Here is a 21660-nt window from a genome sequence, read left to right on the forward strand (position 1 = left end):
ATCAATAAAAATGACGTTTAACTTCCATACCCTTCCTCCTATTGACTTAGAAAAATTATTGGATATAGCCAAAGAAGCTGGCAAAGCCATCCTTACAGTATACCATGCACCGCAGGAAGAAATGCTGCTGACCCAAAAGGCAGACCAGTCGCCGCTTACACTCGCCGACAGACTTGCCCATGAATTGATCTTTGAGGCATTGACACGATTGACCCCTCACATCCCAATAATTTCTGAAGAGGGCAAAGACATTCCTTATGCAGTTAGAAAAGACTGGGAATATTATTGGTGCGTAGATCCATTAGATGGTACCAAAGAGTTTATTAAACACAATGGCGAATTTACCGTGAACATCGCGCTAATCCATCAGCACACCCCAGTGCTCGGCATCATCTATGTTCCTGTTTCGGGAGACCTCTATTATGGAGGTTCTGCTATCGGAAGCTGGAAAGAATCTGCCAATGGCGATAAAAAACAAATACACGCAGATACCACTGCCGAAAAATGGATTGCTGCCGGCAGCAGATCGCATGCCTCAGCAGAAGATACCGCTTTACTTTTAAAATATCCTGTAGTAGAAACGATCACCGCAGGAAGTTCGCTTAAATTTTGCCTGATTGCCGAAGGTAAAGCGCATATTTATTCGCGGCATGGGCCAACTATGGAATGGGATACTGCTGCCGGAGAAGCCATTGCTACCTCTAGCGGAGCTATCATGACCACACCTGAAGGAGCACCTTTCCCCTATAATAAACCTTCTTTACTCAACAGCGGATTTTTATGTAAAGTCAGATAAATATCAGATTTCACTATAAGATTGCGGAGTTGAAATTTACCAGATATATTTGCGTAACTAATTACATAATCGACAATGGATTTCTTTGATCAGGTAGGAAAAATAGCTATCGGCAGTCGCCTGCGGATGCTAACAGAAAAAATTACGGAAGACGCAGCTAACATTTATCAATTCTACGGCATCGGCCTCCAGCCAAAATGGTTTCCTGTATTTTATGTGTTATCGCAGGGAGAGGAAAAAACCATTACTGCCATTGCCAAAGAAATCGGGCATTCTCATCCTTCGGTAAGTAAGATCATCAGCGAAATGTCTAAACATGGCTTTGTTAAAGAAAAAAAAGACAAAACAGACGGCAGAAGGAATATGGTTAGTCTTTCCAAAAAAGGAAATGAGGTTACAGTAAAAATTCAGGACCAGTATATTGACCTGGGCAGTGCCATGGATCAGATCGCCGAACAAACCACCAACAACCTATGGGAAGCTATTAAAGAATGGGAGTTTGTTTTAGAGCAAAAATCCCTGCTGCTCAGGGTTAAAGAACAGCGCAAAAAAAGGGAAAGTGAAAATGTGAATACCGTAGCCTATCAGCCTAAATACCAGGACGCTTTTAAAGCCCTCAATGAGGAATGGATCTCTGCTTATTTTAAGATGGAAGAAACGGATTATAAAGCGCTGGACAATCCTGAAGGGTATATTCTTAAAAATGGCGGTTATATCCTGGTGGCGCTGTACCATAATGAACCTGTAGGTGTATGCGCCCTGGTAAAGATGAATGATCCCGACTATGATTTTGAACTGGCAAAAATGGCGGTTTCGCCAAAAGCGCAGGGTAAGAATATCGGCTGGTTGTTAGGGCAGGCAATTATTCAGCAGGCAAAACAAGCAGGCGCAACTAAATTGTACCTGGAAAGCAATACCATTTTAAAACCTGCAATTAACTTATACCATAAATTAGGTTTCAAGAAAATAGCAGGGCGTGCCACACCTTATGAGCGCTGTAACATTCAAATGGAATTAGAGATCCTTTAGCTTTTGCCACCAAAATTTTCCAGCCTTCAGTAACCAGATCAGCATGAAATACCTGCTGATCTGGTTACTTCTGCTTTCTGAAATGGTATTGTCAGAAATCAAAATTTTCTGGTCTCCAGCTAAAGCTCAGTATAAAATACCTGCTGATCTGATTGCTTCTGCTTTCTGAAATGGTGTTGTCGGAAATCGTACGGTTAAGGTTATTCGTTTGGTTCAGCACATCATTTGCCTCAAACTTTAAACTGATCTGCTTACTTTTCAGGAACATTTTTTCAACATTCCCTCCAAGGATTAAAGTATTGGCACCAGGCAGGCTATAGCCTGAATTCACTGTCTTTACAGCCGTTGCAGAAACTCTTAAACTGCCAGTAATAAAAAACCTTGTATCGCCACTTACAACCCAGGTCTGTATTCTATTAGGGGTTGTGGAGGCCAGGGAATAGCTATTGTCTACGTAGCTATAATTCAACTCTGTATTCAACGTCACCCATTTCTGGCTGATCTTCAGTCCGGCAGACTGGTTAATGTTAACCCCGTTGGAAAAATTCTTCATCCCGTCCGAAAAAGATACCCGGTGGTCATAACCAAGTATTCCTCTCACCTGGATAGTATATTTGTTTTTATCGAGAGGTAAAGTCCATAAATAGTTACCATTGGTTCCATAATTCCCGTTCGTATTTTGATAACGCGTTTGCTGTTTTAAGCCATTGAGCGTATCAGGAATAAGGATGGTGTTGCTTACTACTTTATTTTGTGTAGCACTACCGCCAATTCCAAGCTGCAAAGCACTTCCATTGCCCGTATTCACATGGCGATAGCTTAAGTTAATGATATGGTTTAAAGCTGCTTTTAAATCAGGGTTTCCAATGACCACATTCTGCAGGTTTTGAGTATTAGGTACGGGCTGCAGCTGGCTAAGATTAGGCCTAACGGTGTTTTCAGTATAATAAAAGCTGAAGACATTGGCTTTGGAAGGTATAAAGTTTAGCCGCGCCACAGGGAACAGCGTAAAACCAGGACGGTTAATTTTAGCAGATTGCCCATCATAACCACCCGTAAGCAGATAGGGTTGTGCATTGATGCCTAAGCTGTAATTCAGTTTTTTGGTATCATAACGATAAGTTGCACCCAGCGTATGCTGGATAAATGCTGAGCTATACCTGTTGCTCAGCGAATCTATCCGGCTCGTTAAACCATTGTTATCGATAGCGGAGGTTTCCAGTCCGGTGCTATTATGGTTAAATGAAAAATTATAGCTAAGATCTAAATGTTTTTTTATCAGTGAATCTTTCAGATTTCCCAGCGGTTCTGTATAGGTAAAAACAGCATTTAAGCTAAGGTTACGGTTACGGCTGTCTACCAGCTGATTCAATAGCGAATCTTTGAGCGGTTCACCAGTAGTCGGATTAAAATAGCCGATCTGGTTATTCGAATCATTGCTATTATGATTTTTACCCGAATTGGCTTTTACAGTCATTGAAATCAATCTGCCTTTTTTCTTGAGCTTATGGCTTAAATTAAAATCTGCATCAATGACAGGAACATGTGTATCAGAATGGTTAATTGAATTTAAATTCTGCCTGATTAGTCCGCTTTGCTGGGAATCGTAGATACTATTACCTACCGTGCCTATAAGTGTACCAGTAATATTTCCCCGCATAAAATCATCCTTATCCTGCGATTGCATACCCAGGTAGAGGTTATGGTTATTCACCTTGTTGACACTCTCACTGCTGGATTGGGTATAAAGTGTTCCCATGGAACTGATAGTTTCTCTGTAGTTCTGATATGCATTAGCACTATGGTCATAACCGAAGTTATAGCCACCACTTAAAACCAGCTTTTTCCCAAACTTATCACGATAATTTACCCCCGTATTGACATTGGTGTTCATTCCGGTACCATTATTTAAATTGGTACCATTTCCATTTATTCCTATTTGTTTTGTGTTTTTCCACACATAATCACTAAATGATAAACCATAACGATCGCTGGTTCCTGCATTTGCACTAACATTACCAAACGTGCCACTATTCTTATTAGATTTCAGCACCACGTTCAGTAATTTCTGGGGCTCCCCTTCTTTTATACCCGTAAAATTTGCCTCATCTCCATAATCATCCACTACCTGGATCTTATCTACCAGTCCGGCGGGCAGGCGGGAAATAAATTCTTTCACATTTCCAGTAAAAAAATCTTTCCCGTTAACCCGGATTTTGGTCAGTGGTTTTCCTGATGCGGTCACGTTGCCATCCTTATCTATAACCATTCCCGGCAATTGTTTAAGGAGATCTTCCACCCTGTCCTGATCGTGAATGGCATAAGATGAAGCGTTATACTCCACTGTATCCTGCATCACACGTACAGGCAATATTTTCCCCTTAATACGCACTTCTTTTAATTGCAGCGGGTCTGCCTGTAAGGTAACTAAAGGCAGCTGCAATAACTCATGCCCCGTTTTAATGGTATAGTTTTTATAATAGGGAAGATAACCTATACTGCGCACCATCAGCAGAAAAGTATCGCCCTTAAAATCGGTAAACCTAAACCTGCCGGCAGAATCTGTTGTGGTATTTAAAGTATCCTTACCTGCTATGAGGCGGATACTGGCACTGGGGATACCAACTTTTGTGGTATCTTTTACCGTACCAAGCAGCTGAATACGATTCTGGGCATAGGCTTCAGAATGATAAAAGATACTTAGCACTGCCAATAAAATCAATAAAGCGTTTGTCTTCAAAATTATTAACGTGATTCTCCAAAAATGCCGAAACTTGTGCAATTTATATATCAACTAAAATTAAATTTACTAAATAGAAAATCAAACCCCGATTATTCTACATATCCGGTTTTTAAGTTAAGCCTGTTAAATGATTAACTTTGTATCAGGACACAGAAATATGGTTAATTTAGAATGGTACCGAACGTTTAAGGCAATATACAAAACTGGAACCCTGACAGGTGCAGCGGAATCACTATTCATCTCCCAGCCGGGGGTAAGTTTACACCTGAGTTCACTGGAAAGTTATGTAGGTTATAAATTATTTGATCGTACAGGCAGGAAAATGGTGCCTACTGAAAAAGGCAAGGTGTTTTATAATTTCATTATAGAAGCATTAGGAAAATTAGAAGAAGCCGAAAAAAACTTCCAGAAGAGCACCGAAAAACACACCCCTACCATCAGTGTTGGTATGTGTTTTGAAACCTTCCAGATCACGCTGGAACCTTATGTTTCTTCTCTTCCATTTAACCTGATCATCCAGTTTGGGGAATACCCGGAAATGCTGGAAAACCTGGATAAAGGGATCCTCGATCTGATCATTACTCCTCAAACCGGCACTACAACCAATATTGAACATGAAGCTTTTTCTTCTGAACGAATTGTACTGCTTGGCGGGATCAATGTTGACCAAACGGAGTTTAACCAGCTGCTCGAAAAAGGAGACCGGAACGAATTGGTGGAATGGCTGAAAAAACATAAATGGTATGGAACGACGGGAGATATGGAACATCTGCGCCGGTTCTGGCAGCTGAATTTTAATAAATATCCAGATTTCAGGCCAAATTATATTGTCCCTAACCTGAATTCTATTGTCCGTTGTTTAAGCGGCGGAACAGGGCTTGCCGTTATCCCTAATCACTTAGGCAAAAAGGAAATTGAGGAAGAACAGGTAAAAGTGATTTGGGAAGGGAGCCCGGTTTTAGAAAACACGCTGTATTTTGCCACCAGAAAAAAGAGTCAGTATGCAGAGGAAATCAAGGTGATTAAGGAACTGATCAGAAAGGTGATGTAGTAATTATTATAAAGTAAAAAAAGCGCCTGCCTTAAAAAAGACAGGCGCTGTAAAAATCGTTCTTAAACCGCGTCAGACAACGAAGTAAAAGTAAAGTCCCTGATCTTCAACGGAGGAAGCAAATAATTCTGATTAGATTCTGCGCTAACCGTCCTTTCTGCTTTTCCCATTTCATCCAGGTTATTCAGCATGATCACCGGGCTTTCATTGAAGCGGAAATTCTTTACCGGAAACTTGATTTCACCGTTCTCTATATAAAATGTACCATCCCTGGTTAAACCTGTTAACAACAATGTTTGTGGATCAACCGAACGGATATACCACAAACGGGTAACTAAAATTCCCTTTTCTGTTCCTTTGATCAGTTCTTCCAGTGTTTTGGTACCACCTTTCATAATGATACTACCTGGGTTGGGTATTGGTTTAATACCTGTTTTAGCTGCCCAATAGCGGGAAGTATACATGTTTTTAACCTTTCCATTCTCTATCCAGTCGATTTTTTCCTGAGGACGGCCATCACCAGCCCATGCTGAACCAGGCAATTCCGGACTCCATGGATCTGAATAAATATTGACGCGTTCATCAACCAGCTGCTCTCCCAAACGGGTTTTTCCGCCGGGCTTACTCATAAAACTTCTTCCTTCATCAGCCTGACGTGCATCCAGGTCAAAAAACATGTTTTCCAACATTACCGCAACTGCCGTAGGTTCCAAAATAACGGTATACTTTCCGGGTTCAATTGCCTTGGCAGTAACAGATGACAATGCTTTTTTAGCCGCAATCTCTGTATCATGTTTCGCATTCAGCTTACTGAAATCATTATACCCACGGGTAGCGTATCCAGAACCTTTACCGTCTGAAGTGCGCATGGTAATATTAAAAGCAACATCTGTCGAAGTATCATAAGCAAATAACCCCTTGCTGTTCATCAGCGCACTATAACTGGCGCTGTTTTCAAGGAAACCAGCCGCATTCAGCTTATTTTCCTTAGACACTGCCAAACTCTGCGCTACTGCATCTGCCCTTTCTTTAGGACCAACAGCTGCAGTAATTTCAGAAAATGCCGGTGATTGCGGACCATAGGTCTGCGGGCCAAGCAATGTCATATATTCAGGATTTTCCGGGGCCAGCTTAGCCAGCTCTTCCGATCTTTTTACTACTTTTTCGAGCGAAGCATCATCATATTCGTTGATTGTGGCTACACCAGATTTTTTGCCGAAGGCAGAAGTGACCTGTAAAGTGGTGGTACTCACAGCACCGCTGGTGTTTACAGAATTGCGGGCATAACGGATATTACCGCCATCCGAACCGCTGATATATACAGTACATTCGTCTGCTTTTGAGTAGCCTAGTACTTTAGTTAAAATTACTTTGGCTTGTTCTTTAGTTAGTATTGGCATAATTATCAGATTTTTCTACCAGTGTTGATCACATTAACTCCATTAAAACGCGCGGTGGCCGAACCGTGGGAAACTGCGCTCGACTGCATCGGCTGACCTTTTCCATCAAAGAAAGATCCTCCTAAACGGTAATCACGCTCGTCACAAACTGCCGAACAGGAATTCCAGAACTCCTGGGTATTCGACTGGTAAGCCACATCTTTTAACATGCCTACAATTTTTCCCTTGCTAATTTCGTAGAACAGCTGTCCGCCAAACTGAAAATTATAACGCTGCTGGTCGATTGAAAAAGAGCCATCGCCAACAATATAAATCCCCTTGTCAACATTTTTGATCTGATCAGCAATAGTCAACGGTTTTTTACCTGGTTGCAGGGAAATATTCGCCATACGCTGGAATTGTACACTGCTCCAGTTATCAGCATAACAGCAGCCCTGAGAATGGTCTAATCCGATGATATGTGCCTGATCGCGGATGGCCTGATAATTAACCAAAATACCATCTTTAATGATATCCCATTTACCACACTTCACCCCCTCGTCATCGTATCCTACTGCTCCCAATGAACCTACCTGGGTTTTATCGGCTACAATATCGACCTCTTTACTGCCATAATTGAACTTTTTAGATTCCCATTTATCCAGGGTAAGGAAACTGGTTCCTGCAAAATTAGCTTCGTAGCCCAGTACACGGTCGAGCTCTGTCGGGTGACCACAAGACTCATGAATCGTTAACCATAAGTGTGACGGATCCAGTACAAGATCGTATTTACCAGGTTCAACCGATTTGGCTTTCAACTTTTCAGCTACCTGAACGGCACCCTGTTTGGCATCTTCCACCATATCATACCGTCCTTTGTACAACACGCCCATAGCGGTCTGGATCTTATGTTCAGGTTTGGCATCCAAATATTCATATCCCATACCCATAGGGGCACTCAGTGAATTACGGGTTTCAAATTTACCCGTTTCCTTATTGATTTTAGTGATGAAAAACGTAGGCCATATTCTATGTATATCCTGATCGATATAAGAATTATCTGTAGAAGCGAAATACTTCTGTTCATTGACCATGAAAAGAATAGAATTTACATAATCTGCACCTCCGGCCATAGCCGCAGCATTTACAGAAAGCAGGAGATCGGCCTTGTCCTTAATAGGTACTTCAAAAGCATTCTTCTCAATAGGCGCTTTCCAGGAAACTTCACCATATCCCTTCTGTTCTGCCAGCTGAACAGGAGAGGTCAGCAGCCTGGAGTTTTCTTTGGCAATAGCTACCGCCAGCTCTGCTGCTTTGGCAATCCCATCCTTATCCATTTTATCGGTTGCGGCGAAACCCCAGCTGCCATTGGCAATCACCCTGATACCGATACCATAGGATTCGGTATTGACCAGGTTCTCTACCTTATCTTCACGGGTGACCACATACTGGTTCAAGTACCTGCCAATGCGGACGTCTGTATAGGTAGCCCCTTTACTGCGGGCGGCATTGAGTGCCACATCCGACAACATTTTTTTTACTGCGGGATCTACATATTCAAGGGATTGTTCAATAGGGATCTCATTGCCCCATACTGGAATTGCCGGAAGCATGGCCGCAGCCGCCCCCATACCAGTTAAGTAAATAAAATTTCTGCGTTTCAAGAGTTAATCGATTTAGGTTGTTAGGTTCCTAAATATACCAATTAAACGCAGAAATTTTATTGTTAACGAAGAATTTTATACTGCATCTGAGAGCGATGTAAAGGTAAAATCCCTGATTTTCATTGGCGGAATCAGCAGGTCACCAGATCTAACCGGTTTTCCCAATGCTTCTACGTTGTTCAGCATGATCACAGGGCTTTCATTAAAGCGGAAATTCTTCACCGGGAATTTAATTTCGCCGTTTTCAATATAAAAAGTACCATCACGGGTTAAACCTGTCAGCAGCAGCGTTTGCGGATCTACAGAACGGATATACCAGAAGCGGGTCACTAAAATACCTTTCTCAGTGCTTTTGATCAGCTCTTCGAGCGACTGTGTTCCGCCTTCAATGATCATGCTTCTGCTAAAGGGCAGTGGGGCAACACCTTTTTCCTTTGCCCAATAGCGGGAGTAACTCAAATTTTTCACTACGCCTTTGTCTACCCAAACGGTTTTTTTCACTGGTAAACCATCGTTGTTCCAGGTAGAAGACGGTAAATCAGGATTCATTGGATCAGAGTAAATGGTCACCTGCTCGTTAAAAAGCTGTTCACCGAGGCGGGTACCGCCACCTTTTTTACTCATAAAACTTCTTCCTTCATCGGCACTTCTGGCATCAAAACCACGGAACATATTATTGATCATATCACTCGCTGCCAATGGCTCCAGGATAACTGTATACTTTCCTGGTTCAATCGCTTTAGCCCCCACAGATCCTACGGCTTTCATCGCGGCAATTTTACTTTGCGCCAGCGTATCCAGTTTATTAAGATTATTAAAAGACTGATCAACATAACCCGAACCTGTACCTTCATGGTTCCTTACGGTTACAGAGAAAGCAACATTTGTACTTTTATTATAGGCAAATAAACCTTTTGAATTCATTAGCGCCCTGAAACCATTTGAATTTTCAAGGAAACCCGCAGCTTCCAGTTTGGCTTCTTTGGCTACAGTAAGGCTTTTAAGCACCATTTCTGCCCTGGTATCGGGTGTCATTGCCGCAGTTTCGGCATTATAGGTAATTGCCTCTTCAAAGGTTTGACCTTCTAAAGCAGGCATAAATTCAGGGTTTTCCGGAGAAAGCTGAGCGAGTTCTTCTGCCCTCCGCACTACTTTTTCCAGGGATACATCATCGAATTCATTGACCGTTGCCGTTCCGGTTTTTTTACCGAAAGAGGAACTTACTGCCAAACTCATATTACTGATCTCACCTGCGGTGGATACCGCATTACGCGCATAACGGATATTGCCACCGCTTGTTCCTGATAACGTTACCTCACATTGATCGGCTTTAGAAAAACCAATTACTTTTTTTAATATAGCCTGAGCTTCTTCTTTAGTTAGTATTGACATGATTAGATCTTTCTAGCTGTGTTAATAACATTTACCCCATTAAAACGTGCAGTAGAACTGCCATGCGAAACTGCATTACTCTGTGACGGCTGCCCTTTTCCATCGTTAAAAGCACCGCCCAAACGGTAATCGCTTTCATCACAAATCGCATTACATGAATTCCAGAATTCCTGAGTGTTGGACTGATAAGCAACATCATTCAGCATACCTACAATTTTACCTTCTTTGATCTCGTAGAACAGCTGACCGCCGAACTGAAAATTATAGCGTTGCTGGTCAATAGAAAAACTGCCGTTACCAATAATATAAATTCCCTTCTCTACATTCTTGATCATATCGTCTACACTTAGCTTGGCTTTACCCGGCTGCAGCGATACATTTGCCATGCGCTGAAACTGTACATCATCCCAGCCCTGAGCATAACAGCAGCCCTGAGAATGTTCCAACCCGATAATATGTGCCTGATCACGAATAGCCTGATAATTGACTAATATACCGTCTTTAATCAGGTCCCATTTACCGCATTGCACACCCTCATCGTCATAACCTACTGCTCCCAGTGAACCTACCTGTGTTTTATCGGCTACGATATTTACCAGTTTATCTCCAAAGTTGAACTTCCCGGTTTTCCATTTATCCAGTGTAAGGAAACTGGTACCTGCATAGTTAGCCTCATAACCCAATACCCTGTCCAGCTCTGTAGGGTGACCAACAGATTCATGGATGGTTAACCATAAATGGGAAGGATCCAGAACCAGATCATATTTTCCAGGCTCTACCGATTTGGCTTTTATTTTCAGCTCTGCATTTTTGGCTGCAGATTTAACATCTTCCAATATATCATACCTGTTTTTGTAACGGGTAACTATTCCCGGAACTTTATCTTCAGGACGCGGGCTTAGGTACTCATACCCCATACCCATAGGGGAGCTCAGTGCATTTACCGTTTGGAATTTGCCTGAAGCGCGGTCTATTTTGGTTACTGTAAAAGTAGGATAGATCCTGTGGATATCCTGATCGATATAAGAACCATCTGTAGAAGCAAAATACTTCTGCTCATTTACTGCAAATAGTACGGAATTGACAAAACTTGCACCATTCTGCAGGGCGATATCATTTACGTTTAACAGCAGATCTACTTTTTCCTTTACCGGGACGCCGAAAGTATTAATTTCTATGGGTGCCTTCCAGCTTACTTCGCCGTAACCTTTCTGGGCCGCCAGTTGTACTGATTCTCCCTGAATCTTAGCATTAGCTTTAGCCACTGCAACCGCTTGTTCTGCAGCTTTTGCCACCGCCTCTTTGGTTACGATGTTCGTAGCGGCAAAACCCCAGCATCCATTGGCAATTACGCGAATGCCAACGCCATAAGATTCGGTATTAACCACTCCCTGCACCCTTTTTTCGCGTGTAGAGATAAATTGGTTAAGGTACCTGCCAATGCGGATATCCGAATAGGTTGCCCCTTTTGCACGGGCAGCATTCAAAGCAGCGTCTGCTAATTCTTTTTTTATCTTTACATCAACACCATCAAGTGCCTGTAAAGGATCAATTGAATTGCCTAAAGCGGCAAGGTCCTGAAGCATCAGCGCTCCAATCCCCATTCCTGAGAGGTAAATAAAGTCTTTTCTTTTCAAAATGTTGGTTTTTAGTTTAGGTGTTACAATTTAATTGTTTTTATGCAATTGTTTTATAACATTTTGGTTTCAAACCAGATATATGCAGCAGAAAGAAGGAAAATCGCAAAAAACCACCATTGAGAAAGCTCTTTTTCAATCATTTCTGATTGAATTCCACTATTTTCTTTTACAGCAGCTGATTTTTTTGAATAATTAAGATTTTCCAGCAATCGTTCCTGCTGCTTAAGCGACTCCCAATCCTGATGCACATAAACAAAAAAGTAATCCGCAGGATGATTATCTATTTTCAGTTCGTTCCATCCCGTATGTTCCGGCCAGAATGTCCCTCTCCAAACAAAGGGCAGTGACAAGTGCTGCACAGGACTTAATGTTTGCTGATTAACAGTTAGTTTTGGAATTGCATTTGCAGTAGTGGTTTCTTCATTCACCCTAGTCTCTTCACCAACCACGGGGAACGCCGGGAACACCGTCCAGTTGCTGTTCGATTCATCTTTTCTGGTTACTGTACCGATTACGGCCGACCAGAATTGGGTGTAATCTGATGAAACACCCGATAATTTCCAGTTATAGGTAGAGGCGATGACAGAAACAGCAAGTTTACCATTTCCATATAACGCTGAACTCAGCAAAACTTTACCTCCCTGATCCTTAACCAGGGACTGCTCTGCAGACTGGGGCTGAATATAAAAAGATGGAGAACCGGGAATGGCATGCATTGCGGCTATCTCTCCAGCCAAAACAGGAGTAAATGACTTCGCTCCGCTATCTGCCGTTTCATATAATTTATATGGTTTTGCAAATACAGACAAGGCTTTTACATCATTCATCCTGATCAGCAATCCTAAGCCCTGGCTTACTGCAGTGCGCAAACTGCTTACAGCAGCCGGGCTTAAAGCAGAAAGTTCCTGATCATCTGCAATCACCAGATCAAACTTACCCAGCATTCCGGTATTGAGATCCGCAGCGTTTACAACCGGTGTATTGAGCTGATCGGTGCTAAACTTATCTTTACTAATCCTGGTTCGGTAAACCACCGGGTATTTATTTTCATATAACCAGTTCTTCAAGAATTTATATTCAAAATCAGGAAAAGATGATAAAATCAGTAACCTGGGTTTAACTGAAGGGGCTACCTGGAAGGGGATATTTTCCTGGTGTAAAATATCAGCACCACTAAACACCTTTAAACCATAAACCATCTTTCCCAACTGATTAGCCTGACCTTTCAGGGAAAAACGATCCTGACGATGTGCCATAATGGTAACAGAATCTAGTTTTGAGCCCAGTCCTTCTAAAACAAGCTTTACCGGTTTTTCACTGGTATTGTTATACATACCCTGAACGGAAAGCACGGTAGTCTGTTTAAGCACTTGCTGCCAGGAGCACGAGATTACACCTTCCGGCGAAGGTGCGGGACGAAAATCGTATGTAATACCTGCCAAACCTTTCAGTTCTTCTGATTGCAAACCATATCCATTTACCTGAATACGGTTAACATCCTGATGGGTTTGCAGATAATAAGCCAGATCAGGAATATATTTAATATGTTTTCCACCGGCCAGTAAAACACTGCTATCTGTTGTAAAATAAGCTGAATCTTTTAACAAGCTCATATCTGCACCTTCGCTCAGCAGCCGCAATGCATGCGGATCAGTATTCCGCTGAACTTTATATTTTATAGGAAAAGCCAAACAAATCAAAGCACCAACAGCCAGCACAACAGCTAACAAGCGTAAAAAAAGCCTGTCCCGATTTACCCTTTTCACTTCTTTATACAGCAGAAAAAGTAACAGAATGGCCGCAGCAATGATCATTGGGTAGTTTTTTTCCATCTTATGGCATTGAGCGTTTTAACTGGTTAAAATAAGAGCGGCTCAGTGCCGAAGAAGAGTGTGCCGTTTCGCTGGCAGGGCTAACCTCTTTTTTTCCAAGCAGGGCATTCATTCCCTTTTCTGCCAGGGCAAGATCAACAGAGTTCACTTTTCCAGACTGACCGGCACCAATAATTTTTTTAATTGCTTTTAAACCGGGTAAATAAGCACCTGGAGCAATTGCCGCCCCATCCATCAGCTGTTTTTCTCCGGCTAAAAGTAAGCTCATTTCTGCCGGGGTCCTGGACTGTCCGTCTTTCATCCTTTCCAGTAACCCGATAGCCTGCTCCATTTTAACCTGTGAATTTCCATCGCCGCTGAAATCACTTTTAGTCGTGATGATCTTAATATCTGTCAGTTCCCCGGTCAGTCTTTTTTCCATTTTCAGCGGACTGGTTTTAAAGGTTGTTTTAGCCACATAAGCCCTTGATTTTTGCTGCAGGTCTTTCAACAAACGCAGGGCCTTATACTCAAACGGTAATGCCTCCTGTGGAAAATATGTTCTCAATTGCAATTCAGCTTTCCACATTTCGGTTAAGGTAGCCTTTAGCTGTGCTTTAAGCTGTGGTTCAAAAAACGTTGCATCCTCGGCATTGTCATGTTTATGTGCATACTGCTCCATAGTGGATTGCATATCGCCAAACTTTGCCCCTTCTGCATGGTCGTCATGTCCATGTTCGGCAAATTCACTTTTCGGATCTTCATGACCGCCACCAATATTCGCTTCCGTTTCTTCACCCAGGAATTTACCATAACGCAAACGCAGCATCTTCTGGTCGATCCCCAGGTCATTACTCCGGTTTTTAAATTCTGTCTCTGTTAAAGTAGATTTTTCCTTTAAGAGCTTTTCTGTATCCATAATCAGCTGGCGCTCACTCCTGAAATATTCAGGTACGAGATTTACCCCATTATCGATACCCGTCAGGCTCATCAATTCAGTAGTATCCTGAATAGAAAGAATGTACATATCCGAACGGCTTTGCTGTCCGTGGTTATCAGTGGCATTCACATAAAAATACAATTCATCCCCCGGTTTCATCCCGAGTTCCTTCAGCGGGATCAGCTTGTCTAGTTTCACCTGTTTTTGATGATTAAAAGCTATGTTAAAGGCAATTTTCTTTTCTTTGAAACTCACTGCCTCGCCCTTACCACTTGCCATGGTTGCCGACAAATAGGCATCAGAAATTCCGTAATCATCATTTAGCAATACCCCCAGATTAAGCTGCTGAGGCTGCCCCACATCAATGGTACTGTGCTGTGCAGGCCTGGTTATTTTTATCGCCACCGGCTGATCGGATATAATTTCAATTTGGTAAAAATCAGACTTCTTGCCATCCAGTACAACCTGGTAGAAACCCGGTATAAGCATCACCTTAGCTAAGGTCCAGGATGTTTTTTCTGCATTTAAGGGTTTCAGCGAAAGTGATTCGTTATCATTTAAAAGCAAACTCAATTTTCCCAGAGGTTGCGAAGTATGAATTTCCCATTTCACACTTGATCCTGTTTCTGCAAGAATAGTAAACTGTTTTTGTGTCCTGGTTGGCTTCCCGGTATAGGATGGTGGAGTGATCTCTACTTTAAAAGACGAAATCTGCAAAGGAATTACCTCTTTCACCTTAGTACCTGTATTTATAGTAAGGGCTGTTTCTGGTGCCGGAGAAAAATAGGTATGTGGAAGTTTAAAGACAAAAAAGCTGATCGCTGCACCTGCCAGCAGAAAAATCAGCGGCACCTTCATTTGTTGCAGAGGACCTGCAGGTTGCTTTTGCAAGGGCAATACCCGATTTACTTTTTGTAATTGCAGCTGCTCCAGAAAAGATAAGGTTTCAGCTGGTTTTAAGAGTAATCCACTACTTTCTTCTACTTCAGGAAAATGTAGATCTGCAAATCTGGATGCTGCAGTGATGGATATCTCCCAATATTTGCTGCGCAGGGATAAAAAGGAGAAAACAACAATAAAAGGCACTACAAATCCAATGATTCCCCATTGGAAAAAGTGAAACAGCAAAGCCGCAATAATCAGGGCAGAAGCCAGCGATAAAACCAATACTTTTCCAAAAGAAAATATCACCCATCTTTTCCTTAATTCCTCCAGCCATTGTTTTCCCTCCATGCCCGTCATACTTTTCTCTCTAATTTTCTGTAAGTAATGAACCTTTCTGCAAAAAACAGGATGAGCACCAGCCACCAAAACCAACTTGATAATGATTTTTGCTCATAGAAATAGGAGCCGGCAGTTTTGTTTTCATAAGTTGGATGCGGAATAACATTAACCGCCCTGACAGACCTATTATCTGCCGGGAACCCAAATTCAGCTTCCTGATGCGGAATAACAATTGGCAGTAAAGCCATCACCAAACCATTGGTCCAAACCAGGTTAGTCCAGTTTTGGTTAAACCTGCTGTAAAACTGATAGTGTTTAAGATGTGCCGAAGAACTCAGGCTAAGCAACGGTTGTCCAAAACCGTCCATCCAAATAGCTTGCCGCAACTGTCCGTCAAATTTTGTACGCTGGTATAAATCTGCGGCTGTTGTTCCGGATGGGTACTGCAAAACAGATTTTACTTTCTCTGCTTTTTTACCGGCATAATTGAAAAATGAAATACCCGATGGCAGGTTTTTAAACTGATCAGGACTTAATTCCTGGTCAGAAAGCCAGAAAAGAAGACTGGCCGATTTTGTAACCTGCGCCAACGAATTGATATTCTTAATCTGAATATCCCGTTGTGTAAAATCTGCTATGGCATGGATAGCTGCTTTGAGGTATCCCTCATCAACAGATTGATGCGCATCAAAGATCAACACTTGCAATTTATTGGTATCGGTAGCTTCTTTAATATCTTCTGTTTTATAGCTGTCGCCAGTTGCAGAAGAATATGCTGTGACTTTCCTTACACCACCTTTATTTAGCTTGTAAGTTGCTGCAAGCCAAGTTAGCTCTCCTGTTTTTTCAGGAATAGTCTTCCATTTTAAGTGAAGCGCTGTAAAAGGTTGTGTCCCTTCAAATCTGTTCAGGCGATTACCGGTATATAAATAAACTGAAGTTCCCGGAGCCAATGCCGTATTTAACTGCCTGATCAGTGCAAAATAAGAAAGTGGAACAGGAACAGAAAAAACGGTTGCTGTATCTTTCCAGTCCAGTTTAGAAAAACCAGTATTAAAATCCCTGAGCTCGTAACCCTTTTGGCGTAGAGAATCAAACTCTTTCTTATGCGCCGGCCAAAGTTCATGGAACCGCTGTTTTTCTACCAACACCCATCCCGCCTTTTCCGCAGCAGCATGTCTGGAACTGAACAAAGGGGACGCCAATAGAAAAGCAATAAACAGGATCAGGAGTATCCGCAATAGTAACAAAGGCCAGTCGCTCACCCTGAAATTCCGGGACCGCTGATTAGATGGATCGCCCAATAAGGATATACTTCCTACTTTCAGGGTTTTACCATTTTTTATGTTCCATAGGTGGATCACCACAGGAACAATGAGTCCGGCAGCAGCCAATAAACCTAAGGGATATAAAAATTGGAGCACGTTATATTCTTAATTTCTTTCTTTGATTCAAAAAATCACGGATAGCCAGGTCTAAAGGCTCGTCCATGCATAATAGTCTGTAAAATATTCTTTTGTCCAGCGCCCTGGTTTTCACCTTTTCCAGGTAACTGTTTAAATTGGCCAGGTAAGCTTTTCTTGTCCCCGCCTGGTCTACTTCTATCGTAACTCCCGTTTCCAGGTCTTCAAAAGTAGAATATCCCTTAAAGTCCAGTTCCAGCTCATTTCTTCCCATAATATGGAATACAATCACTTCGTGTTTCAGGGCATTAAACTGACTAAGCAGTTCAAAAATTTCTTCTTCCGTTTCATAGAGGTCGGTAATAAAAATGATCAGTTCCCTTTTTTGTGAACCGCCATAAAACTGCTTGTACTGATCTGCATTAGTAAACACGCCTCCCGGCTGGATCTGTTCCAGCTGAAAAAACAAGCGTGAAAGATGCTGGTAATCCTGTTTGGCCGGCAGGGAAAAGATCTCATTTTCCTTTAAAATATTTAATCCTATAGCATCAGCCTGTAGATTACCAAGATAAGCCAAAGATGCAGCCAGGTAACGGGCGTAATCTATTTTTTTAAAATTGCCGTCCTGATGATTCATGGAAGCACTGGCGTCAACAATCAAGCGGATAGCAATATTGGTATCTACTTCAGACTCCCTGATATAATACCTGTCCGACCGGGCGAACATCTTCCAGTCGAGCAGCCGCAGGTCGTCTCCGGGCTGGTAACTCCGATATTGACTAAATTCCATACCCGGACCCTTGACCGTACTTTTATTAATTCCATTCATTAACCCTTCAATGGTAGTTTTCGCCGCCAGTGAAAGATCTTTTATTGCCATTAATATTTTCGGATCAAGTAGTTTACTCATTTCCAGTTTGGTCTCTCTACTAAAGTGATCAGTTCCTGTGTAACACGGTCGGATGTAACCTGTTCGGCTTCTGCTTTAAAATTCATCAGTATACGATGTCTTAAAACAGGGTATGCCATCGTATGGATATCTTCTGCGATCACTGCATAACGGCCATGGAACAACGCCCTTGCTTTAGCCGTCAGAATCAGTGCCTGTCCTGCTCTGGGTCCTGCACCCCATCTTACCCATTCTTTGATATAAGGATAAGCTGTAGTTTCCGGACGCGTTGCCCTGATTAGCTGGCTTACGTAAGTCACCATTTCTTCACTGATGCTTACTTCACGTACCAAAGCCTGCAATTGCTGGATATCTTCTGCACCAATGATAGCTTCTATTTTCGCCTTTTTTGCTCCTGTAGTGCTGCTCAATACCCTTACCTCTTCTTCTGCTGAAGGATATCCGATCTTCACAAATAACAGAAAGCGGTCTAGCTGTGCTTCGGGAAGCGGATATGTACCTGCCTGCTCAATAGGATTCTGGGTTGCAAGAATAAAAAAAGGTTTATCCAGCGAATAAGTCTGGCCGCCATAGGTAACTTCAAACTCCTGCATCGCTTCCAGCAAAGCTGACTGGGTTTTAGGCGGCGTCCGGTTAATTTCATCAGCAAGAATGATATTGGCAAAGATTGGCCCCCTGTTAAATTTAAAAAAGCGCTTTCCGGTAACATGGTCTTCTTCCAGGATTTCTGTACCCAGGATATCCGTCGGCATTAGGTCGGGCGTAAATTGTATCCTTCTGAAGGATAAATCCAATGCCTGGGACAGGCTGCGTACCATTAATGTTTTTGCCAATCCGGGCACTCCTTCCAGTAAACAATGACCACCGGCCATTAAAGCAATGAGCATCTCTTCTATAACTACATCCTGGCCAACAATTATTTTTTGTATTTCCTTTTTCAGCAGTGAAAGCTTAGACACCAGCGTTTCTACGTTATTTTGTGAAATCTCCAAGATATTATATTTAATTATTTGCCAATTCGGGTTAAATCTTTCTCAATATAAGAGGAAATAAATATAGAAATCTCAGAATATTGCCAGATATCGAAAAAATTACATCATAGTGCCCGAATTACCTGTGATTATATTCAATTAAGCAGTATTTTAGTGAAATGTTAAAGGCTAAATTCACTTTTGCGCGTTTAAAATACAATTCTGGCGATTGGGATACTGATCAGCGTATGCCTGCTAACATCCTTAATTCATTACTGGAATATACGACTATCCCCTTTGATCCCGAAGAAAAAGTGATCGAATTGAGCAGTTTAGACATTTTTAATTATCCGTTTTGCTATTTAAGCGGACATAAACTCGTTCAGTTCAGCAAGCAGGAAGGTGCCAATTTCAAGAAATACGTAGAGAACGGTGGATTTGTATTTGTAGACGATTGTAACCATGATATCGACGGCTTATTCTCTAAATCTTTTGAGGCGCAAATGGATGCGCTATTTGGCCCTCACGCCATGAAAAAGATCCCTAATAACCACCCTATATATAATTCATTTTTCAGCTTTGAGAAAGGGCCTCCTACTACTTCTTTTGAATTGAACGGATGGGGAGACGATCTTGTTCATGATTATCTGAAAGCGATTGAAGTGGATAACCGCATTGGCGTATTGTACAGCAATAAAGATTATGGTTGCGAATGGGACTATGATTTCAGGAACAAACGTTTCCTGGCGCAGGACAACACCAAATTTGGGGTGAACATTATTCTTTACGCCATGGGCGTAAAAAACTCTATTTAATATTTATTTCGGGCTAATAAAAGGGAGCACATTAGTTGTTTACTTTGAACACCTGCGCTTATCATGGGCTATTAAAGCGCTTATCATACGCCTTAACTGGAAAATAGCGCACTATAAGCGCAGAAATAGCGCAAATGAAGCGCAATACGATCAGGTGAGCTACTTGCAATTAATCGGCTTGCTGTCGTCAATTTAAAAATTCAGTCAGTTTAATTACCAATTTCTATAAGCTAATAACAGCCGTTATAACTGACACCTGCCAATTAACCATTTTTTTACAAAATTACACTATTTGGTAATAATCAAAATAATATTATACTTTTAGTTACATTAAAATTTATATTTGAAACATTAATACGTATTAGCTGTCTAAATTCCACTTACAGAAGAATAACTTCAATTACACAGCAAGATGAATTAAAGTAACAAATATTATAATGGGTAAAAGGAGAAGAATTACCAATGAAATTATAGGAGAAATTGCAGCAATTGATTCATTGGCTTTCACAACAAATAAATGCTCAGATACTGCAAGGAAGGTATTTACAAGTGCAGAAAATATCGAGTTTGACATCTGGTTTAACAAACACTATTATCACAGGGAAAGACATGGAGACGAATATGGTAAACGGGAAGGTATTGAACCGGATGTTGTTAAAAATTTAATTATAGCAGCTGCGAGACATTTGATTTTTTATTCGATCAAGGTTCGAAGTTTTTCTTTTGTGAATTTTTGGGCATCTATGAGAAACCAAAGAATTATTTTAACTCTAAAACATCAAAAGGGATTAAATTTAAATATTGTTGCAGAATACCATTACCTTGTTTTAAATAGATATGAAGTAACCGTTATTACAGCAATCAGAAAAGATGATTTTTATTTTGCTGAAGGTGAATATCAGATAAGAATAAATATGGACGGAAGTTCAACTTTAAGTAGGAAAATCAATGGAAAGATCAAGCTAATAGATACTTTTACGACATAAAAACAAATATTAAAAACATATTTAAAAATATTTTTTCTTTTTTATTTCTTAATTAAAAACTTTTATCTACATTTGCACTAGAACAAGAGACAGGGTAATACTCTGGGGAGCTTTAAAAAGCAGGACAAAAATCTGGTCACGTCTCAATAAAAAGCCCCTTAATCGGGGGCTTTTTATTTCATTTAACAAACATTAACAAGGGAGACAGGATAATACTCTGAGGAGCCATAAGGGGCAGGACAAAATTCTGGGCAAAGTCTCAATAAAAGCCCCTTAAAAAGGGCTTTTTTTTATACAAACCTACAGCTCAATTTTACAGCGTTCATGCTGCAAAATCTGCAAAAAGCTATCCCTGTCATAGATATTCTTAATCATAGCCTCGTCCTTCTTATAAGTGTTCTTTAACTCTTTCCTATTTAGTGCCTGAGAAAAACGCCTGATATCATCCTGACTTTTTAAAATTAACCCTGGAACCTGCTTCGGCTTATGGTCATCCCCTATAGCCACCATGGTAAAATAACTGGTATTGGTATGTTTAACCACATGTGTTTTCAGGTTTTCAGAAACTACCCTGATACCAATGATCATAGAAGTATTCCCTACATAATTGACCGAAGCCATCAAAGAAACCAGCTCCCCTACTTCTACCGGGGCCAGGAAATTAACTACATCAATTGAAGCCGTGATACAATATCCATCAGAATGTTTTGCTGCACATACATAAGCTACCTTATCCATCAGGCTCAGGATATGCCCTCCATGTATCTTTCCGCCAAAATTTGAATAAGAAGGGATCATCAGTTCTGTCAATGTGATCTGCGAATTGCCAACGGGCTTAAAATCTAACATGGAGAAAGGATTAGGTCGCTAATTTAGCTTTTTTTATGTGGCAGGCAAATTTGAAAG

Annotated in this window: 16 protein-coding genes; 5 read left to right on the forward strand and 11 right to left on the reverse strand. The window is 41.3% G+C overall.

Annotated features, from left to right (window positions below; translation table 11 throughout):
- Positions 1 to 10 precede the first annotated feature (10 nt).
- Together cysQ and GSQ84_RS07785 are read left to right on the forward strand one after the other, a co-directional pair.
- Positions 11 to 796: a 3'(2'),5'-bisphosphate nucleotidase CysQ gene (gene cysQ / locus GSQ84_RS07780; protein WP_158796683.1), complete on the forward strand. Its 786-nt coding sequence runs from the start codon at positions 11 to 13 to the stop codon at positions 794 to 796.
- A gap of 75 nt (positions 797 to 871) precedes the next feature.
- Positions 872 to 1825 carry a bifunctional helix-turn-helix transcriptional regulator/GNAT family N-acetyltransferase gene (locus GSQ84_RS07785; protein WP_158796684.1) on the forward strand — a complete coding sequence of 318 codons (954 nt, stop codon included), beginning with the start codon at positions 872 to 874 and terminating at the stop codon, positions 1823 to 1825.
- A gap of 91 nt (positions 1826 to 1916) precedes the next feature.
- Here the strand turns inward: GSQ84_RS07785 and GSQ84_RS07790 are convergent, their stop codons facing one another.
- Entirely contained in the window at positions 1917 to 4565 is a 2649-nt protein-coding gene (locus GSQ84_RS07790; RefSeq protein WP_158796685.1) for a TonB-dependent receptor, read from the reverse strand.
- Between the two features lie 130 nt (positions 4566 to 4695).
- Between GSQ84_RS07790 and GSQ84_RS07795 the strand changes: the two genes are divergently transcribed.
- A complete protein-coding gene (locus GSQ84_RS07795) occupies positions 4696 to 5619 on the forward strand; it encodes a LysR family transcriptional regulator (RefSeq protein WP_254070803.1) in 924 nt (307 codons plus the stop codon).
- A 62-nt stretch (positions 5620 to 5681) separates the two neighbouring features.
- On the opposite strand, the gene GSQ84_RS07800 is transcribed toward GSQ84_RS07795, so the two are convergent.
- From GSQ84_RS07800 to GSQ84_RS07840, 9 genes are all read right to left on the reverse strand, one after another.
- Positions 5682 to 7019 (reverse strand): TldD/PmbA family protein, encoded by a 1338-nt coding sequence (locus GSQ84_RS07800; protein ID WP_216848894.1) that lies wholly within the window; start codon positions 7017 to 7019, stop codon positions 5682 to 5684.
- A gap of 5 nt (positions 7020 to 7024) precedes the next feature.
- A complete protein-coding gene (locus GSQ84_RS07805; RefSeq protein ID WP_158796686.1) occupies positions 7025 to 8662 on the reverse strand; it encodes a TldD/PmbA family protein in 1638 nt (545 codons plus the stop codon).
- Positions 8663 to 8737: 75 nt separating this feature from the next.
- Complete coding sequence (locus GSQ84_RS07810; protein WP_158796687.1) at positions 8738 to 10054, reverse strand: TldD/PmbA family protein; 1317 nt, start codon at positions 10052 to 10054, stop codon at positions 8738 to 8740.
- A gap of 2 nt (positions 10055 to 10056) precedes the next feature.
- The gene (locus tag GSQ84_RS07815) at positions 10057 to 11691 is read right to left on the reverse strand and encodes a TldD/PmbA family protein (protein WP_158796688.1); all 1635 of its coding nucleotides are present in this window, start codon (positions 11689 to 11691) and stop codon (positions 10057 to 10059) included.
- A gap of 53 nt (positions 11692 to 11744) precedes the next feature.
- Positions 11745 to 13526 (reverse strand): hypothetical protein, encoded by a 1782-nt coding sequence (locus tag GSQ84_RS07820; protein WP_158796689.1) that lies wholly within the window; start codon positions 13524 to 13526, stop codon positions 11745 to 11747.
- A gap of 1 nt (position 13527) precedes the next feature.
- Positions 13528 to 15678, reverse strand: coding sequence for a DUF4175 family protein (locus GSQ84_RS07825; protein WP_158796690.1), 2151 nt, complete (start codon positions 15676 to 15678; stop codon positions 13528 to 13530).
- Between the two features lie 5 nt (positions 15679 to 15683).
- Positions 15684 to 17093, reverse strand: a complete 1410-nt coding sequence (locus GSQ84_RS07830) for a BatA domain-containing protein (protein WP_158796691.1) — start codon at positions 17091 to 17093, stop codon at positions 15684 to 15686.
- A 1-nt stretch (position 17094) separates the two neighbouring features.
- On the reverse strand, positions 17095 to 17982 hold the full coding sequence (locus GSQ84_RS07835; RefSeq protein WP_254070804.1) for a DUF58 domain-containing protein: 888 nt from the start codon (positions 17980 to 17982) through the stop codon (positions 17095 to 17097).
- Positions 17979 to 18974 carry a MoxR family ATPase gene (locus tag GSQ84_RS07840; protein ID WP_158796692.1) on the reverse strand — a complete coding sequence of 332 codons (996 nt, stop codon included), beginning with the start codon at positions 18972 to 18974 and terminating at the stop codon, positions 17979 to 17981. The genes GSQ84_RS07835 and GSQ84_RS07840 overlap by 4 nt, the downstream gene beginning before the upstream one ends.
- Before the next feature lie 158 nt (positions 18975 to 19132).
- On the opposite strand from GSQ84_RS07840, the gene GSQ84_RS07845 reads away from it, so the two are divergent.
- Positions 19133 to 19768, forward strand: coding sequence for a DUF4159 domain-containing protein (locus GSQ84_RS07845; RefSeq protein WP_158796693.1), 636 nt, complete (start codon positions 19133 to 19135; stop codon positions 19766 to 19768).
- Positions 19769 to 20205: 437 nt separating this feature from the next.
- On the forward strand, positions 20206 to 20754 hold the full coding sequence (locus tag GSQ84_RS07850) for a hypothetical protein (RefSeq protein WP_158796694.1): 549 nt from the start codon (positions 20206 to 20208) through the stop codon (positions 20752 to 20754).
- A 300-nt stretch (positions 20755 to 21054) separates the two neighbouring features.
- On the opposite strand, the gene GSQ84_RS07855 is transcribed toward GSQ84_RS07850, so the two are convergent.
- The gene (locus GSQ84_RS07855; RefSeq protein WP_158796695.1) at positions 21055 to 21603 is read right to left on the reverse strand and encodes an acyl-CoA thioesterase; all 549 of its coding nucleotides are present in this window, start codon (positions 21601 to 21603) and stop codon (positions 21055 to 21057) included.
- Between the last annotated feature and the right edge of the window lie 57 nt (positions 21604 to 21660).

Source organism: Pedobacter sp. L105, from assembly GCF_009765875.1.
Lineage (GTDB): Bacteria > Bacteroidota > Bacteroidia > Sphingobacteriales > Sphingobacteriaceae > Pedobacter.

Bases quoted from the DNA above. Each gene is read 5' to 3' on its own strand.
- cysQ (WP_158796683.1), top strand. From the start codon at position 11: ATGACGTTTAACTTCCATACCCTTCCTCCTATTGACTTAGAAAAATTA.
- GSQ84_RS07785 (WP_158796684.1), top strand. From the start codon at position 872: ATGGATTTCTTTGATCAGGTAGGAAAAATAGCTATCGGCAGTCGCCTG.
- GSQ84_RS07795 (WP_254070803.1), top strand. From the start codon at position 4,696: ATGATTAACTTTGTATCAGGACACAGAAATATGGTTAATTTAGAATGG.
- GSQ84_RS07800 (WP_216848894.1), bottom strand. From the start codon at position 7,019: ATGCCAATACTAACTAAAGAACAAGCCAAAGTAATTTTAACTAAAGTA.
- GSQ84_RS07810 (WP_158796687.1), bottom strand. From the start codon at position 10,054: ATGTCAATACTAACTAAAGAAGAAGCTCAGGCTATATTAAAAAAAGTA.
- GSQ84_RS07820 (WP_158796689.1), bottom strand. From the start codon at position 13,526: ATGGAAAAAAACTACCCAATGATCATTGCTGCGGCCATTCTGTTACTT.
- GSQ84_RS07825 (WP_158796690.1), bottom strand. From the start codon at position 15,678: ATGGAGGGAAAACAATGGCTGGAGGAATTAAGGAAAAGATGGGTGATA.
- GSQ84_RS07835 (WP_254070804.1), bottom strand. From the start codon at position 17,982: ATGAGTAAACTACTTGATCCGAAAATATTAATGGCAATAAAAGATCTT.
- GSQ84_RS07845 (WP_158796693.1), top strand. From the start codon at position 19,133: ATGTTAAAGGCTAAATTCACTTTTGCGCGTTTAAAATACAATTCTGGC.
- GSQ84_RS07850 (WP_158796694.1), top strand. From the start codon at position 20,206: ATGGGTAAAAGGAGAAGAATTACCAATGAAATTATAGGAGAAATTGCA.
- GSQ84_RS07855 (WP_158796695.1), bottom strand. From the start codon at position 21,603: ATGTTAGATTTTAAGCCCGTTGGCAATTCGCAGATCACATTGACAGAA.